We start from the raw sequence: 15,212 nt of genomic DNA, 5'->3' as shown, positions 1-15,212 counted from the left end.
TTGCTTCAGGTCCACGAAGAACCTTGAATCGAGGCGACGTTTTCTTGATTAGGCCGAGCGGGATCGCGCTATTTCGCTTGGGGCGGGATCTGCAAGGCTTGGCGTAGACTTGTGAGCGGATCGTCGTCCTTGGCGCGCGTCAGGCCGGACTCGACGTTGCCGATATGCGCGACCATCAGGTCGGCGGCGCGCCGCAGGTCGCCCGACGCGAGGGCGTCGGTGATGTGCTCGTGCTCGTCGCAGGACACGGTCGCGTCGAAGGTCGACTGGTAGAGCGCCGAGATCAGGACCGTGCGGGCGGTCAGATCGCGCAGGATGTCGGCGAGCACGCGGTTGCCCACGGCCTCCACCAGGCAGACATGGAAGTCGCCGAGGAGGAAGCTGCGCGCCTCCAGGTCGCCCGAGGCGATGGCCTGCCGCTCCTGGGCGATGTGGTCGCGCAGGGTCGCGACGACCTCGGGCCGCACGCTCGGGATGGCCATGAGGATGCCCATCTCGATGGCCTGTCGCGCCTGGAAGGCCTCCTGGGCCTCCTCGAACGAGGGCTTGATGACGAACCAGCCCCGGCGCGGGCTGACCTGCACGATGCCGCGCGCCTCCAGCCGGATCAGGGCCTCGCGCGCGACGGTCCGTGACACCGAGAACAGCGTCGCGAGGCTCTGCTCGCCGAGGCGCGTTCCGGCGCGGATGCGGCCGGCCAGGATCGCGTCGACGATGACGCGATCGATGGGCGCGGCGGGGGCGTCTGACGTGACCATTGCCGATCAACCTTCCATACAAGGCTGGTCAGCAAGGCGTGTGCCAGTGTCTCCGGGCCGGCGCGGCTCAGAACCGGGTCGTGAAGGCCACGAGCCAGTCGGGCGAGGCGGCCACCAGGGCGGCCTCCGCGCGCTTGTCGAGCCCGGCGAGAATCGCCGCCCCCGTGACGACGAGGAGCACGCCCATGGCGGGCTTGGCGATCCGGGCCGCGAAGGACAGCCGCCCGCGCCAGGCCGGGAGCGCCTTGCGCGAGAGCTGGCCGAGCAGGAGCAGCGGCAGCCCGGCCCCGAGGCCGAAGACGAGCATCGTCGCCGCCACCTGCCAGAGATGCTCGCCCCGCGCCGCCAGGAGGGAGGCGGCGCCGAGCGTCGGCCCGACACAGGGCGACCAGACGGCCCCGAGCAGCAGCCCGACGCCGAACTGTCCGGGCCATCCGCCCGCCGAGAACCCGCCGAGATGCCGCTCGGCCCAGCCGCCCAAGGGGCCGGCGGCCGAGGCGAATCGTGCCTGGAGATCGGGCAGGATCAGGATCAGCCCGACGGCAACGAGCAGCACCGCCGCGCCGGTGCGAAAGACGTCCGTGTCGAGCCCGGCGGCGAATCCGACCGTCGCCACGAAGATGCCGATCGCGGCGAAGGACAGCGTCAACCCGAGGGCGAGCGCCACAGGCCCGAGCCGGTGCTCGGAGGCGGCGGTGCCGAGCACGATCGGCACCAGCGGCAGCACGCAGGGGGAGAGCACGGACAGGATCCCGGCGCAGAGCGCGAAGCCGAGGGCGGCGAGCGTCATCGCGCCCCCTCGCGGCGGGGCAGAGGCGGGAACGGCGCCGAGTGGGGCCGTGCCGGGGCAAGGCGTCTCCGGTTCGGCAAGGCTCGCTCCCTCGACGGAGCCCGTACGCGGGAGGAGCCGCGCGGGTTTCACCACCCCGGCATGGTGACACGAAAACGGCCCCGAGGCGCTGGCCTCGGAGCCGGATCGTCGACGCTCACGCGGGGACTGCGATCACTCGCAGACGCGCACGCGGCGGGAGTAGGTGTAGCCGTAGGGGTCCACGAACTGGCGGCGGGTCACGTAGCAGTAGCCGCCCTCCACATAGGCCGGACCGGCGCCGTAGTAGCCGGTCGAGGCGGCGACGGCGGAACCGACCACGGCGGCGCCGGCGAGACCCAGGGCGACGGCGCCGTAGGGGCCGATGCCCTTGGCCTCGGCGGCGGGGGCGACGGCGGCGGCGAGGGACGCGGCGAGAACGGTGACGGTGACGAGCTTTTTCATGACGGGAGCCTCCTCAGTAGTCCGGGGCGCTCGACAGTCTCGAGATCCGGATCGGGTCGTTTCCATCAGCCCGCCACTCGGGTTGATCGGTCGACGCAGTGAGGATTACTCCAGACCCTCCGACGAAATCTGTGCGATTTGTCTCATCGGCCGATGCGGCCGAAACGGATGGCGAGCGGCCAGCTCACCGCGCGGGGAACGGCCGGATCGCCCCAGACGTCCGCCAGCGCGGCGCGGAAGCGCTCCACCGCCGCGCGCCCCTCGGCCCGCTCCAGGGCGCGCACCGCCGACCAGGTGTCGACGTAATCCGCAAGCTCGGAGAGCGTCCAGGATACGTCGATGGCGAAGGGCGGCACGGCCTCCTCGGCGAAGGGGAATGGCAGGTCGCGATAGCCGCTCTCCACCAGCGCCCGCTCGGGCGGCCAGTAATCCCCCAGCACGCGCTCGTAGAAATCCTGCGCCACGCGCCCCGGCTCGCCGTCGAGGACGAGCACCCCGTAGGCGATCAGCGCCAGGGCCGCGCCGGGGGCGGCGACGCGACGCATCTCCGCGTAGAAGGCCGGGAGGTCGAACCAATGCGCCGCCTGCGCCACGGTAACGAGATCGGCGCTGCCGTCCGGCACGCCGCTGCGCTCGGCCGGGGCGACCCGGTAGTCGAGATTCGGCCGGGTGGCGGCATTGGCGATCTGCTCGGCGCTCGCGTCCGTGGCCACCACCCGCTCGAAGCGTTCGGCCAGCAGCCGCGAGAGCTGCCCGGAGCCGCAGCCGCAATCGAGGGCGAGGCCGCGCCGGGGCGCGGCTCCCGCAAGCCAGTCCGCGAGGCTCGGCGGATAGCTCGGGCGCGCCGCCGCGTAGGCGGCCGCATGCGTCGAGAAGTGATCCTTGAAGCCGTCCGCCATGGACATCTCCGGTTTCTCAGGGACTGAAGATCAGCACCAGGTAGACGAAGAACAGGATCAGGTGCACCGCGCCTTCCAGCACCGTGGTGCGCAGGCCCGAGAAGGTCAGGGTCGAGAGGATCAGCGTCATCACCAGCAGCGCCATCTCGGTGGGCGCGAGGCCGAGCACCACCGTCTGCCCGGTGAGCAGGCCGACCGCGAGGACCGCCGGCACCGTCAGCCCCACCGTCGAGGTCGCAGCGCCGAGGCAGAGGTTGATCGCGCGCTGCAACTCGTTCCGCGCCACGGCCTTGAGCGAGGAGATCGCCTCCGGGGTGAACACGATCGCCGCGATCAGCACGCCGCCCAGCGCCGAGGGCGCGCCCAGCGCCGCGATGCCGTGGTCGAGGATCGTGGCGAGGCTCTTGGAGAGCATCACGATCGGCAGGATGTTGGCGATCAGCAGCACGAGGCTGAGCATCAGGGCCTTCGCCGTGAGGCCGTGCTCCTCGCCCGAGGCGGCCGCCTCGACGGCGCGGGTCTTCTCCATGGCATCCATGAAGAAGTCGCGGTGGCGCCCGGTCTGGATCAGCAGGAACACGCCGTAGAGCGCCACGGTGACGATCGAGAACGCCACCGACTGCAACGTCGTGAAGGTGCCGTTGTGAGTCGAGGTGGTGAAGTTCGGCAGCACCAGCGCGATGGTCGTCAGCGGGATGATGACCGACAGGAAGGCCGAGGCCCCTTGCAGGTTGTAGCTCTGCTGGTGGTGCCGGAGGCCGCCGATGAGCAGCCCGAGCCCGACGACGCCGTTGAGCACGATCATCAGCACCGCGAACATCGTGTCGCGCCCGAGGGTCGGCGCGTCCTTGGCCGAGAGCATCACGGCCGAGACCAGCACCACCTCGATGATGACGATGGAGAGCGTGAGGATCAGCGTGCCGAGGGGCTCGCCGAGCTTGTGCGCCAGCTCCTCCGCCTCGTGCACGACGCCGAACGCCGCCCAGAAGATCACCACGAGCAGCCACGCGAACAGGCCCGCCGCCCAGAGCGGGCTCGACAGGTCGGCGAGCCAGCCCTTTCCGAACCAGGCGAAGGCCGCCACCGTCGCCCACGCGACCACCAGACGCAAAATCCCGCTCATCACCCCCGCCCGTCCGTCGTCAGTCCGCTTCGCCGCCGCGCCCGGCCGCCAGGGGCCCTTCTGCCATCCCGAGGGCGCGGGCGACAGCCTCGATCGCGCCACGCCGCCTCGCGAAATCGGCCTCGCGAAAGCGGATGCATACCCCCTGCCACGCGCGCGCCGGTGGCGCCGGACCGGCGGAGGGGCTAGAAGTGCCGCATCCGCCACTCCGCCGAACCGGCCGACCTCTCCGCCGCCGGCCCCAGGCCGCTGCCCGGACGATCGGGCGCCGGCGCCGAAAGACCCGAGCACCGTGCCATTCCCGACCCTGCCCGCGCCGCTCGCGCGGGCGCTGACCGAGCGTTCCTACGACGAGCCGACCCCGGTCCAGGCCGCCGTCCTCGAAGACCGCGCCACTGGGCGCGACATGCTGGTCTCGGCCCAGACCGGCTCCGGCAAGACCGTGGCCTACGGCCTCGCCTTCGCCGATACGCTGCTCGGCGACGCCGAGGCGCTCCCCGCCCCCGGCGCGCCGCTGGCGCTGGTGATCGCCCCCACCCGCGAGCTCGCGCTCCAGGTCCACCGCGAGCTGTCCTGGCTCTATGCCGGGGCGGGCGCGCGCGTCGTCGCCTGCGTCGGCGGCATGGATCCCCGCCGCGAGCACCGCGCGTTGCAGGAGGGCGTCCATATCGTCGTCGGGACGCCGGGACGCCTGCGCGACCATCTCGAACGGCGCAACCTCGTCACCGAGGCGATGCGCGCCGTGGTCCTCGACGAGGCGGACGAGATGCTCGATCTCGGCTTCCGCGACGATCTCGAGTTCATCCTCTCGGCGACGCCGCAGGAGCGGCGGACGCTGCTGTTCTCGGCCACCTTGCCCAAGGCCATCGCGACGCTGGCCGAGCGCTACCAGCGCGACGCGCTCCGCATCGCCGTGAAGGGACAGGACCGGGGCCATTCCGACATCGCCTACCGGGCGGTGCGGGTGGTGCCGCGCGAGATCGAGCACGTCGTGCTCAACATCCTGCGCGCGGCGGAGGCGCAGACGGCGATCGTCTTCTGCAACACCCGCAACGCCGTGCGCCATCTCCAGGCCGGGCTGACCGAGCGCGGCTTCTCGGCGGTAGCGCTCTCGGGCGAGCTGGGCCAGGGAGAGCGCAACGCCGCCCTCCAGGCGCTGCGCGACGGCCGCGCCAGGGTCTGCGTCGCCACCGACGTCGCCGCGCGCGGCATCGACCTGCCGACCGTGAGCCTCGTGGTTCATGCCGACCTGCCCCACGACGCCGAGGTGCTCCAGCACCGCAGCGGCCGCACGGGACGCGCCGGGCGCAAGGGCACCAGCATCCTGCTGGTGCCGAACGCCCGCCGCCGCCGGGCCGAGCAGATGCTCCAGATCGCCGGCGTCAACGCCGAGTGGAGCGGGCCGCCCTCCGCCGACGAGATCCGCCGCCGCGACGCCGAGCGCGTCTTCGACGATCCGCTTTTCACCGAGCCGCCGGCCGAGGAGGACGTGGCGCTCGCCGAGACGCTGCTGGCGCAGCGCTCGCCCCAGGAGCTCGCCGCGGCGCTCGCCCGCGTCTACCGCACCCGCCTGCCGGCGCCGGAGGAGGTCACGGATCCCGGCGAGGGACGCACGACGAAGGATGCCCGCAAGGCCCCCTACGATCCGCGCGACGCCGAGCGCATCGAGGCCATGGGACCGGCGGTGTGGTTCCGGCTCAATCTCGGCCGCCGCGACAACGCCGATCCCCGGCGCCTGCTGCCGCTGCTGACCCGTCGCGGCGGCATCGACCGGCAGGAGATCGGCGCGATCCGCATCTTCGAGCGGGAGACCAAGTTCGAGGTGCGCGGCGGGGCCGCCGCGCGCTTCGCCGCCTCCTTCGCCCGCAACGGGTCGCCCGAGCTTCAGGTCGAGGCGCTGACGGGCGACGCCGGGCCGCCCCCCGAGCGCAAGCGCATGGGCGGCGGCACAAGTGGCGAGGACGGGCCGAAGGGCTTCAAGAGCCCGCGCGCGGGCAAGCACAGCCGCGCCGCCGGCGGAAAGCCGCGCCGGCCGGCCTGAGCGGCTGGCAGGCACTCCGTTCCCCACCCTCGTACCTCACCCTGAGATGCGAGGGCGGGCGAGAATGATCGACCGGACATCGAGAGCCCGTCCGGGAGATCCTACTCGGAGGCGGCCGAGTCGCCGCCGCCGAGCGCCTCGCGCAGCTTGCGCCCCGTCGCGGCGAGCGAGGGGATCTTCACGCCGAGCACCTCGGTCTCGTCCGAGTCCGTATCGGCCGCCGCGCTCGCGGCGGGGGCGGGCGACTCGGCCGCCGGGGCGCGCGCCGGTTTCACGGACACGGCCTTGATGCGCGGTTTCACGGCCTCGCGGGGCGTCACGGGCTCCCGCGCGGGCTCTGCGACGGAGGCGGTGGTATCCTCGGGCGCCAGCGCGGTGAAGGTCGAGGCGGCGGCGGTGCGCGCCTTGACGGTCTCGGAGGCGAGCGGGCGCAGGAGGGCCACGCCACGCGGCGCGGAGACGACGGATGCCGCCTCGCCCTGCGGCGCGACCAGCCGGGCGTTCTCGAGCGGGAGCATCCTGCCGGAGGACTTCGCGCCGGGAGCCGGCGGCGGCGCGACCGGAGCGGGATCGGGAGCCGGATCGAGCGCCGCGCGCAGGCTCGCCGGGGCGGGCGCGGGAACGGAGGCGGGAACGGCCGCCGGTTCCGCCATCCGCGGTTTCGCATCGGCGGGGCGCGCCAGGGCGGGGACGCCGTCGCGCAGGTCCGGCCATTCGGCGACCGGCGTGTTGATGACCATCACCGGCCGGGGCGGCGGGGCGGCGAGCCCGGAGAGCAGGCTCATGGCCCCGGCGAAACCGCCGATCACGGCCACGCCGACACCGGCGACCGCCAGGATGCGGGCCTTCTCGACCGGGCGGCCCCGGCGTCCGCCGGTCCGCCGCACGGCGCGGACGGGCCGCGATGCGCCGGCCGTCTCCGGCGCGTGACGATCGAGGGGGAGGCTCGTCATGGGGCAGGCTCTCTCAAACGCTCTACGCGCCGGTCCGACCGGCTCCCCCGAGGCCGGGCGTCGCACGTCACCCGAAGGCTCCGCCACGCGCCGGCCGTGGAAAGGCTTCCCCTCCCGAGGGCCGCCGTGAGGCGTCCGTTAAGGATGGTGGGGACAATGAGGCGCAAAGATGTCTCCGAATTCCTAAGACGGCGGCGGCCTCCAGCGTTTCCACAGGGCCGCTCCAAGCTGTGCATGAATCCCGATCTTTATTGCGTCGCAGCAGCGAGCGGTTAGGTGGACGCCTTTACAGACTTGCCGCGTTCGATGAACGGCGCGCGTCTGTGCTTGCGGCCACCGGATACGGGCGCCTCCGCCGAATACGAAGAGAGAACGACGGGATACCGCGCCGGGCCGGCATCCCCGCTCTTGCCCGATGGCGGTCCTGCGTCGGATATGGCGGCGGCCGGGCGGGTCCGGCCGCCCTTTCCCGCGAGATCATGAGCGACACCACCGAAACGCCGCCGGAGACCGCTCCGCCCTCCCGCCGGACTCCGCCCCCCCGCCGCACCTGGAGCCGGAGCTGGGCCAACCGCTCCACGCGCACGCATCTGATCGCGGTGGTGCTCGCCATCGACGTCATCGCCGCGCTGGTCTCCTGCGCGGTGGTGGTGCTGAACGCGCGCTCGGCGGTGAAGGTCGAGACGCTGGCCTCCATGGCCACCGTCGAGCAGCTCGTCGCCGACACCATCAGCCTGGCGCAGAACCCCAACGCCAACAGCCTGCTGCGGACCCTCGACCTGCGCTTCCAGGCCCTGCGCCACGTCCGCGTCGTCGTGCAGGACGCAGCCGGCGCGCCGGTGACGGTCAGGATCGCCGGGCTGCGGCCGGAGAAGCATCAGGCGCCACGCTGGTTCGCCGCGCTCATCGCCCCGCCGACGCGGACGCATTCCCTGCCCATCGAGAGCGGCGGCGAGCGCATCGGCAGCGCGACGATCACCACGGAGCCCCTCGACGAGATCGACGAGGTCTGGGGCTACGCGGTGGCGCTGTCGCTCACCAGCCTCGCCATCAACATCGCCATGCTGGGCGCGCTCTACCTCGCGCTGGGGCGCATCCTGGCCCCCCTCGCCCGCCTCGCCGAGGGGCTGACGCAGTGGGAGCGGCACGACTACACCGCCCGGCTGGAGGCGCCGAGCTCGCGCGAGACCGCCGCCATCGCCACGCGCTTCAACAAGGTCGCGGAGGCGCTCACCGCCACGCGCGCGGCCAACGGGCGGCTCAACCGCCAGCTCCTCACCGCCCAGGACGACGAGCGCCGCCGCACCGCCCTCGAGCTGCACGACGAGTTCGGCCCCTGCCTCTTCGCGCTGGAGGCCAATGCCGCCTCGATGACCCGGCTGGTGGAGCGCAGCACCGACCCCGACCGCGCCCGTCTCGCGGAGCGGGCCGCCGATATCCGCGACATCGTCGGGCAGGTGCAGACCCTGAACCGCGACCTCCTCAACCGCCTGCGGCCGCACGCGCTCGGCGAGGTGCCGCTCGCCGAGTGCCTGAACCTGCTGATCCGCGACTTCTCGCGCCGTCATCCCGACACGACCTTCACCGGCGAGTTCGGCGGCCTGGCGCGCGGCTACGGCGACATCGTCGACCTCACCGTGTTCCGCTGCATCCAGGAGAGCATGACCAACGCCGTGCGGCACGGGGCCGCGCGCCATGTCGCGGCGCGGGCGACCGAGGCGGGCGGGCATCTCGACCTCGCCATCCGGGACGACGGCATCGGACCCGCCGAGGATCACCGCGTCGGGCTGGGGTTATCCGGCATGCGCGAGCGGGTGGATGCCCTCGACGGGCGCTTTACCCTTGACAAGGGCGCTCCCGGCGCGGTTGTCCGGATTACGATCCCCGTCGAGCCCGAGCCGGGCGGACACTCGAGCGCGAGCGCGCAACCATGAACGCCCTGAGTCCCAAAGCCGTCATCGCCTCGACCCGCCTGCCGGTGCTGGTGATCGACGATCATCCGATCGTCCTCCAAGGCTGCCGCCGCGTGCTCGAGGATGCGGGTGTCGAGACCGTCGCGGAAGCCACCAGCGTGGTCGCGGGCTACCGCGCCTTCCACCGCCTGCGCCCGCCCATCGTGATCTGCGACCTCACCTTCCAGGGCAGCGGCCTCGCCGGCCTCGGCCTGATCCGCCGCATGCGCGCGGTGGAGCCGAAGGTGCGCGTGCTGGTCTTCAGCATGCACAACGATCCCGTCATCGTCGCGCGCGCCCTGGAGGCGGGGGCCCTCGGCTACGTGCTCAAGGACCACGCCTCGGCCGAGCTCTACGACGCCTTCGAGCGGGTGCGGGCCGGGGAGGTCTATCTCGACCGGCGGCTTGCCACGGAGGTCGCGATGCTGCGCGCCGACGCAAGGCGCACGCCCGAATCCCAGCTCACCCCGCGCGAGCAGCAGATCCTGGCGCGCCTCGCGCAGGGGAAGTCCTACGGCGCCATCGCCTCCGACCTCTCGGTCAGCTACAAGACCGTGACCAATGCCTGCTCGCAGATGCGCCAGAAGCTCGGCGTGCGCACGCTGGCCGAACTCATCCACGTCGCCGTCACCCAGGCCCAGCGCCAGGGCTGAGGGAGGGCTCGGCCCTCCGCGGACACTGTGCGTCGAGGGTGCTGAAACGGCGGGAGGGTTTTCGATGGGCGATGACGGATCGGCGGCGTTCTCTGCGCAGGCATGGACGAAAAACGCCGCGCTCTACGAGACCATCCGCACGATGCCGTTCAACGCGGAACTGGCCGCCGGAACGCTGAGCCCGGCCCGGTTCACGCATTACATCGTCCAGGACGCGCATTACCTGATCGGCTTCGGCCGGGCGCTGAGCCTCGCCGCCGCCAAGGCGCCCGATCCGGACCGCATCGTGCAGTTCGCGCGCGGCGCCGAGACCGCCATCGTGGTGGAGCGCGCCCTCCATGGCGGCTTCTTCCGCGATTACGGCATCGCCCCGGCGGATTTCGAGGGCACGCCGCTCTCGCAGGCCTGCGACCACTACGTCTCGTCCCTCCTGACGACGGCCTATGCCGAGCCCTACGAGGTCGTGCTCGCGGCCCTGCTTCCGTGCTTCTGGATCTATGCCGAGATCGGCCGCGACATCTACGCGAGGGCCGGCGCCGGCAACCCCTACCGCGCCTGGATCGACACCTATGCCGGCGAGGACTTCGCGAAGGCCGTCGCCGAGATGATCGCGGCGACGGACGAGGCCGCGCGGGACGCCTCCCCCGCCCTGCGCGCCCGCATGCACCGCGCCTTCACCCACGCCACCCGTCTCGAATGGACCTTTTGGGACAGCGCCTATCGGGAAGCCGTCTGGCCGGTCTGATGCCCTCCGGCAGCATGGACCGCCGGGCGTTCGTCGCGGCGGCCCTCGCCTCAGCCGCGACGGTTCGCGCGGCTCCGGCGGTGGCGCTGTTCGAGCCGGCGCGGGTGCCGGCACAGGGCCCCGTCCGCATCGCGATGCTGCTCTATCCCGGCATGACGGCGCTCGACGTGGTCGGCCCGCAAGCGATCCTCGCCGGGCTGGCGCCGGGCAGCCTGCATCTCGTGGCCGCCTCGGCCGGCCCGGTCGCGAGCGACACCGGGCTCTCCCTCGTCGCGACGGTGAGCTATGCCGACTGCCCAGCCGAACTCGACGTGCTGATGGTGCCGGGCGGCGACGGCACCCCCGCCGCCATGCGCGATCCGGCGCTGATCGCCTTCGTGAAGGAGCGCGCCGCACGGGCGGCCTGGGTGACGAGCGTCTGCACGGGCTCGCTGATCCTCGGCGCCGCCGGCCTGCTCGCCGGCTACCGGGCCACCTCGCACTGGTGCGTGCGCGACGCCGTGCTGCCGCTGCTCGGCGCGATCCCCGTCGACGGGCGCGTGGTCTTCGACCGCAACCGCGTGACCGCCGCCGGCGTCTCGGCCGGGCTCGACTTCGCCCTCTCCCTCGCAGGCCGGCTGCGCGGGGAGGACTACGCCAGAACGAGCCAGCTCGTCGCCGAATACGCGCCGCGTCCTCCCTTCGAGGCCGGCACGCCGGACGCGGCGGGCCCCGCGATCACCGAGGCGGCGCGCGCCATCCTCGCGGACCTGGCGCGAGACGCGGCGCGGGCCGCCCGCGCCCTGTGATGGCGCGGCGCCGTCCCGGCACGCCGAGCCGGCTCCGCACTGGTCGAATTGTCGCGCCCGACTAGGTTGCCTGTAGAGGCATCGGTCGGAGCGAAGAGCATGGCGTCGGGGGTCACGGGCGAACTGACACGGATCAAGACCCTCGAACGCCTGACCAAGGACGCGGAGGCCGGCGAGCATAAGCTCGAACGGCATCTCGGCCCCTGGAGCCTCATCGGGCTCGGCATCGGCGCGGTGATCGGAGCGGGCCTGTTCTCGCTCACCGGGATCGCCGCCGCGCAGCACGCGGGGCCGGCTGTGGTGATCTCGTTTGCCATCGCCGCCATCGGCTGCGCCTTCGCCGGCATGTGCTACAGCGAGCTCGCCGGGATGATCCCGGTGGCGGGCTCCGCCTATACCTACGCCTACGCCACCATGGGCGAGTTCGTGGCCTGGATCATCGGCTGGGACCTCGTGCTCGAATACGCGGTGGGCGCGGCCACCGTCTCGGTGAGCTGGTCGCAATACGTGACGCGCTTCCTGAGCCAGATCGGCATCAACCTGCCCGCCGCCCTCGTGCATTCCCCCTTCGAGACCTACAAGCTCGCCGACGGCGCCACCGCGCACGGGCTCGTCAACCTGCCGGCGATCGTCATCATCGTGGCGGCCTCCTGGCTCCTGATGATCGGCATCCGGGAATCGGCCAAGGTCAACGGCGCGATCGTCGCCGTGAAGCTCGCCGTGGTCGCGATCGTGATCGGGGTGGGCTTCTTCTACATCAAGAAGCAGAATTACGTGCCGTTCATCCCCGAGAACACCGGCACCTTCGGCGAATACGGCTGGAGCGGCATCATGCGCGCGGCCGGGGTGGTGTTCTTCGCCTATATCGGCTTCGACGCGGTCTCCACCGCCGCGCAGGAGGCCAAGAACCCCCAGCGCAACATGATGATCGGCATCCTCGGATCGCTCGTCATCTGCACGGTCATCTACATCCTGTTCGCCGGCGTGCTCACCGGCCTCGTGCATTACGACGCCATGAAGGGCGACGCCGCGCCGGTGAACACGGCCATCGCGCAGACGCCGTTTCCCTGGCTGAAGTCGCTGGTGACGCTCGGCATCATCGCCGGCTTCTCGACGGTGATCCTGGTGCTGCTGCTCGGCCAGAGCCGGGTGTTCTACACCATGTCGCAGGACAGGCTGCTGCCGGGCTTCTTCTCGAAGGTCCACCCGACCTGGAAGACGCCCTACCGCTCGAATCTGTTCTTCATGGTGTTCACGGGGGCGCTTGGCGGCTTCCTGCCGATCAGCCAGCTCGGGCACATGACCAGCATCGGCACGCTGCTCGCCTTCATCCTGGTCTGCCTCGGCGTCGTCATTCTGCGCCGGACCCAGCCCGACGCGAAGCGGGACTACCGCACGCCGCTGGTGCCGCTGGTGCCGATCCTCGGCATCCTCACCTGCGGGGCGATGATGGCCTCCCTCGACGGCGAGACATGGCTGCGCCTTGTGGTCTGGCTGGCGATCGGGATGGCGATCTATTTCGGCTTCAGCCGGCGCCACAGCCGCGTGGGGCGCGAGGACGGTTCGCACACCGCCCTGTGAGGGTAGGTCAGGCGATGCGCGCGAGCCGCACGGGCTTGCGCATCTCCGCCCGGCGCGGACGGCGCCGGGCCGCCTCCTCCTTGACGGCGCCGACCTCGACGGTCTGCCGCTCGCGGGCGACGAAGGCGCTCGGCATGGCGGCCTGCATGTCGGCCTCCATCGCGCGCAGCATCACGTCCGAATGGGCGGGATGGAGATGGATGATGGCGAGCGCCTTGACGTTCGCGGCCTTGGCGAGCTCGACGCCCTTCTGCCAGGTGGAATGGCCCCAGCCCTTGCAGCGTGGATACTCGCCATCCGTGAACATGCCGTCATAGACCATCAGGTCGGCACCCGAGACGAAGTCCTTCAGGGCCGGATCGGGCCAGGGGTCCGAATGCTCCAGGTCGCTGATGACGCAGAGCGTCTTGCCCTCATGCGTGAACCTGTAGCCCACCGAGCCCTGCGGATGGTTGAGCAGGATGGTCTCGACGGACGATCCGTCGGCGAAGGTCAGCGTCTCGCCGGCCTTGAAGCCCTCGTGACGGATCGTGCAGGGCAGGATGTCGAGCGTCACCGGAAAGATCGGCGGCGCGAACAGGCGCCCAAGGGTCGCCTCCGCCGATTCGCCGCCGAGATTGCCGCAATGGGTGGTGATGGTGCGCTCGCAGTCGAAGACGGCGGGCTTGAAGAAGGGCAGCCCGCCCGTGTGGTCGAGATGCAGGTGGCTGAACAGCAGGTCGACGTCCTTCGGCAGGGCATCGCGGTGATGCTGGCCGCAGTTGAACAGGCCGGTGCCGGCGTCGATCAGGAACATTCGGTCCCCGCAGCGCACCTCCATGCAGGGGGTGGCGCCGCCGAACTCGGCATAGTCGGGGCCGCTCACGGGAACCGAGCCGCGGACTCCCCAGAAACGCAGTACGAGACCACCGCCGGAAGCGGGTTGCTGAGACATCGTCATACCAAGTCGTTTGCCGTGCGCTCCGGTCCCCTCGCGGGATCAGGAGCCGTTTGCCGCCTCGGCGTCAACGCGCCTGCGAGGAACGGTCGTCGGGAGCGGGCGGTTTCCCGCCCTTCGTCCCTCAGATAGGTGGGGAAAGCGCCCTTCGCACGATGTGCGTCTTCGCACACGGCACGGGCGGTTATGGGCGGAGATCCCCAGTCCGTCACCTTTGCGCAACCAGCGCGCGGGGCGACGATCCGAGGGCGAGGGACGGTCCGGGCGCCGTCGCGTCGAGGCTCTCCCGCACCATCGCGGGCAGCGTCTCCGCATAGCGCACCACCAGCGGCGGGAAGCGCGCCGGCGCACGCTCGTAGACCGGGACGAAGCCTGCCATGCGCACGCCCGCGAAGGGCGTAGTCGGACCGATCCAGGCGGCCCAGACCGCCTCCGGCACCGGCGGCGCGGGCTTGCGGGCCGGGATCAGCACGACCTCCTGCCCGGCATAGGCGAGCGCCTCCGGCCGGCTGACCTCGCCGAGCGAGCCGCCCCGCGCCGCGAAGGCCGCCCAGAAGGCGTGCTGGCCGCCGTCGGAATAGGTGGTGCGCACCGCCGCAGCGCCGTCCTCCACCAGAGCCGCGACCTTCGCCTCCTCGGCGGCGCGGCGCGTGGCGACCGCCGTCTCCCTGGCCGGATCCTTCGAGGGCGCGAAGGCGTAGCGGCCGGCCTCGACGCGCACGGCCAGCTCCTCGCCCGTCGCCTCGAAGCGGTCCGAGCCCTCCTTGAGCTGGCGCCAGAAGGCGATGTTCGAGTCGGTACGGTGGCGCGCCATGTTCGCCGCGCTCATGCGGAACGGGTAGGACTGGAACTGGAACGCCGCCTGCCCTCCGGCCAGCGCCTCGCGGGCGATGGCGTAGATCTCGCCGACGACCTGATCGGTCATGGCGAAGCAGCCCATGGACGAGCAGATGCCGTGCACCATCACCGCCGAGCCGGTGCCGCCATGAGCCTTGTCGTAGGCGTTCGGGTAGCCGACGTCGAAGGACAGGTAGTAGTGCGAGTTGGGGTTCATCTGCGTCCTGGCGACGGAATAGAACCCCTCCGGCGTCTGGCGGTCGCCGGTCTTGCGCTTGGGGCCGAGCTGGCCCGACCAGCGGCAGATCGGGAAGGTCTTCACGTAGACGAAGCGGCCGCCCGGCCCCTTCTTCCAGACCTCGATCTCGGCTTCCTTCTTGTAGGCCCGGAACAGCACCGGCGCGGCGGGCGTCGTGCCCTTGGCCGCCATGGCCGCCACGGTGGCGGCGGGAATCGGCGCCGTCGCCTTGGCGTTCTGGGCCGACGCGCCGCGCGGCCCGACGAGCAGGGCGAGCATCGCGAGCGACAGGAGCGTGCCCAGGGACGGCGGCGGCATGGGGATTCCGGACCGGCGGCCCGCCCGGACGGCAGGAAGGCGCCGCGCCGGGATTCGCGCCCGATCGGCCACGCTCGCCCGGCATTGGGGCGGCGGTGAGGCCGGCTGTGGACGGC

At 71.8% G+C, this 15,212-nt stretch carries 14 protein-coding genes; 6 read left to right on the top strand and 8 right to left on the bottom strand.

Going from position 1 to position 15,212, the window contains the following annotated elements; all coding sequences use genetic code 11:
• Nucleotides 1–68: 68 nt before the first annotated feature.
• The 5 genes from ACP56T_RS05630 to ACP56T_RS05610 all read right to left on the bottom strand — a co-directional run bounded on the left by ACP56T_RS05630 (nt 69) and on the right by ACP56T_RS05610 (nt 4,053).
• Nucleotides 69–758: a GntR family transcriptional regulator gene (locus ACP56T_RS05630; protein ID WP_430911140.1), complete on the bottom strand. Its 690-nt coding sequence runs from the start codon at nt 756–758 to the stop codon at nt 69–71.
• A 67-nt stretch (nt 759–825) separates the two neighbouring features.
• Complete coding sequence (locus ACP56T_RS05625; RefSeq protein ID WP_430911139.1) at nt 826–1,548, bottom strand: cytochrome c biogenesis CcdA family protein; 723 nt, start codon at nt 1,546–1,548, stop codon at nt 826–828.
• Nucleotides 1,549–1,761: 213 nt separating this feature from the next.
• Entirely contained in the window at nt 1,762–2,031 is a 270-nt protein-coding gene (locus tag ACP56T_RS05620; RefSeq protein ID WP_430911138.1) for a hypothetical protein, read from the bottom strand.
• A gap of 143 nt (nt 2,032–2,174) precedes the next feature.
• Nucleotides 2,175–2,930 (bottom strand): class I SAM-dependent methyltransferase, encoded by a 756-nt coding sequence (locus ACP56T_RS05615; RefSeq protein ID WP_430911137.1) that lies wholly within the window; start codon nt 2,928–2,930, stop codon nt 2,175–2,177.
• A 16-nt stretch (nt 2,931–2,946) separates the two neighbouring features.
• Entirely contained in the window at nt 2,947–4,053 is a 1,107-nt protein-coding gene (locus ACP56T_RS05610; protein WP_430911136.1) for a calcium:cation antiporter, read from the bottom strand.
• A gap of 292 nt (nt 4,054–4,345) precedes the next feature.
• Between ACP56T_RS05610 and ACP56T_RS05605 the strand changes: the two genes are divergently transcribed.
• Nucleotides 4,346–6,094, top strand: a complete 1,749-nt coding sequence (locus ACP56T_RS05605; RefSeq protein ID WP_430911135.1) for a DEAD/DEAH box helicase — start codon at nt 4,346–4,348, stop codon at nt 6,092–6,094.
• Between the two features lie 101 nt (nt 6,095–6,195).
• Here the strand turns inward: ACP56T_RS05605 and ACP56T_RS05600 are convergent, their stop codons facing one another.
• Nucleotides 6,196–7,047 (bottom strand): hypothetical protein, encoded by an 852-nt coding sequence (locus tag ACP56T_RS05600; protein ID WP_430911134.1) that lies wholly within the window; start codon nt 7,045–7,047, stop codon nt 6,196–6,198.
• A gap of 479 nt (nt 7,048–7,526) precedes the next feature.
• On the opposite strand from ACP56T_RS05600, the gene ACP56T_RS05595 reads away from it, so the two are divergent.
• The 5 genes from ACP56T_RS05595 (at nt 7,527) to ACP56T_RS05575 (ending at nt 12,766) form a co-directional block, all read left to right on the top strand.
• Entirely contained in the window at nt 7,527–8,981 is a 1,455-nt protein-coding gene (locus ACP56T_RS05595; RefSeq protein WP_430911133.1) for a LapD/MoxY N-terminal periplasmic domain-containing protein, read from the top strand.
• The gene (locus ACP56T_RS05590) at nt 8,978–9,652 is read left to right on the top strand and encodes a response regulator (RefSeq protein WP_430911132.1); all 675 of its coding nucleotides are present in this window, start codon (nt 8,978–8,980) and stop codon (nt 9,650–9,652) included. Before ACP56T_RS05595 ends, ACP56T_RS05590 begins: the two co-directional genes overlap by 4 nt.
• Before the next feature lie 64 nt (nt 9,653–9,716).
• Entirely contained in the window at nt 9,717–10,397 is a 681-nt protein-coding gene (locus ACP56T_RS05585) for a TenA family protein (RefSeq protein WP_430911131.1), read from the top strand.
• A gap of 14 nt (nt 10,398–10,411) precedes the next feature.
• Nucleotides 10,412–11,185, top strand: a complete 774-nt coding sequence (locus ACP56T_RS05580) for a DJ-1/PfpI family protein (RefSeq protein ID WP_430911130.1) — start codon at nt 10,412–10,414, stop codon at nt 11,183–11,185.
• Between the two features lie 99 nt (nt 11,186–11,284).
• On the top strand, nt 11,285–12,766 hold the full coding sequence (locus ACP56T_RS05575; protein ID WP_430911129.1) for an amino acid permease: 1,482 nt from the start codon (nt 11,285–11,287) through the stop codon (nt 12,764–12,766).
• A 7-nt stretch (nt 12,767–12,773) separates the two neighbouring features.
• Here ACP56T_RS05575 and ACP56T_RS05570 read toward each other — a convergent pair whose 3' ends face one another.
• Both ACP56T_RS05570 and ACP56T_RS05565 read right to left on the bottom strand, forming a co-directional pair.
• On the bottom strand, nt 12,774–13,706 hold the full coding sequence (locus ACP56T_RS05570) for an MBL fold metallo-hydrolase (RefSeq protein WP_430911128.1): 933 nt from the start codon (nt 13,704–13,706) through the stop codon (nt 12,774–12,776).
• A 205-nt stretch (nt 13,707–13,911) separates the two neighbouring features.
• Nucleotides 13,912–15,096: a L,D-transpeptidase family protein gene (locus ACP56T_RS05565; protein WP_430911127.1), complete on the bottom strand. Its 1,185-nt coding sequence runs from the start codon at nt 15,094–15,096 to the stop codon at nt 13,912–13,914.
• Nucleotides 15,097–15,212: the final 116 nt, after the last annotated feature.

The organism is Methylobacterium endophyticum (genome assembly GCF_050591105.1).
In the GTDB taxonomy this organism is placed as follows: domain Bacteria; phylum Pseudomonadota; class Alphaproteobacteria; order Rhizobiales; family Beijerinckiaceae; genus Methylobacterium.
Note: the sequence above shows the minus strand (reverse complement) of the source record. Positions and strands in the feature narration are given on the sequence as shown.

Coding starts and splice junctions, on each gene's coding strand:
- ACP56T_RS05625 (WP_430911139.1), bottom strand. CDS start 1,548: ATGACGCTCGCCGCCCTCGGCTTCGCGCTCTGCGCCGGGATCCTGTCC.
- ACP56T_RS05570 (WP_430911128.1), bottom strand. CDS start 13,706: ATGACGATGTCTCAGCAACCCGCTTCCGGCGGTGGTCTCGTACTGCGT.
- ACP56T_RS05590 (WP_430911132.1), top strand. CDS start 8,978: ATGAACGCCCTGAGTCCCAAAGCCGTCATCGCCTCGACCCGCCTGCCG.
- ACP56T_RS05615 (WP_430911137.1), bottom strand. CDS start 2,930: ATGGCGGACGGCTTCAAGGATCACTTCTCGACGCATGCGGCCGCCTAC.
- ACP56T_RS05600 (WP_430911134.1), bottom strand. CDS start 7,047: ATGACGAGCCTCCCCCTCGATCGTCACGCGCCGGAGACGGCCGGCGCA.
- ACP56T_RS05585 (WP_430911131.1), top strand. CDS start 9,717: ATGGGCGATGACGGATCGGCGGCGTTCTCTGCGCAGGCATGGACGAAA.
- ACP56T_RS05595 (WP_430911133.1), top strand. CDS start 7,527: ATGAGCGACACCACCGAAACGCCGCCGGAGACCGCTCCGCCCTCCCGC.
- ACP56T_RS05575 (WP_430911129.1), top strand. CDS start 11,285: ATGGCGTCGGGGGTCACGGGCGAACTGACACGGATCAAGACCCTCGAA.
- ACP56T_RS05565 (WP_430911127.1), bottom strand. CDS start 15,096: ATGCCGCCGCCGTCCCTGGGCACGCTCCTGTCGCTCGCGATGCTCGCC.
- ACP56T_RS05610 (WP_430911136.1), bottom strand. CDS start 4,053: ATGAGCGGGATTTTGCGTCTGGTGGTCGCGTGGGCGACGGTGGCGGCC.
- ACP56T_RS05630 (WP_430911140.1), bottom strand. CDS start 758: ATGGTCACGTCAGACGCCCCCGCCGCGCCCATCGATCGCGTCATCGTC.
- ACP56T_RS05580 (WP_430911130.1), top strand. CDS start 10,412: ATGGACCGCCGGGCGTTCGTCGCGGCGGCCCTCGCCTCAGCCGCGACG.
- ACP56T_RS05620 (WP_430911138.1), bottom strand. CDS start 2,031: ATGAAAAAGCTCGTCACCGTCACCGTTCTCGCCGCGTCCCTCGCCGCC.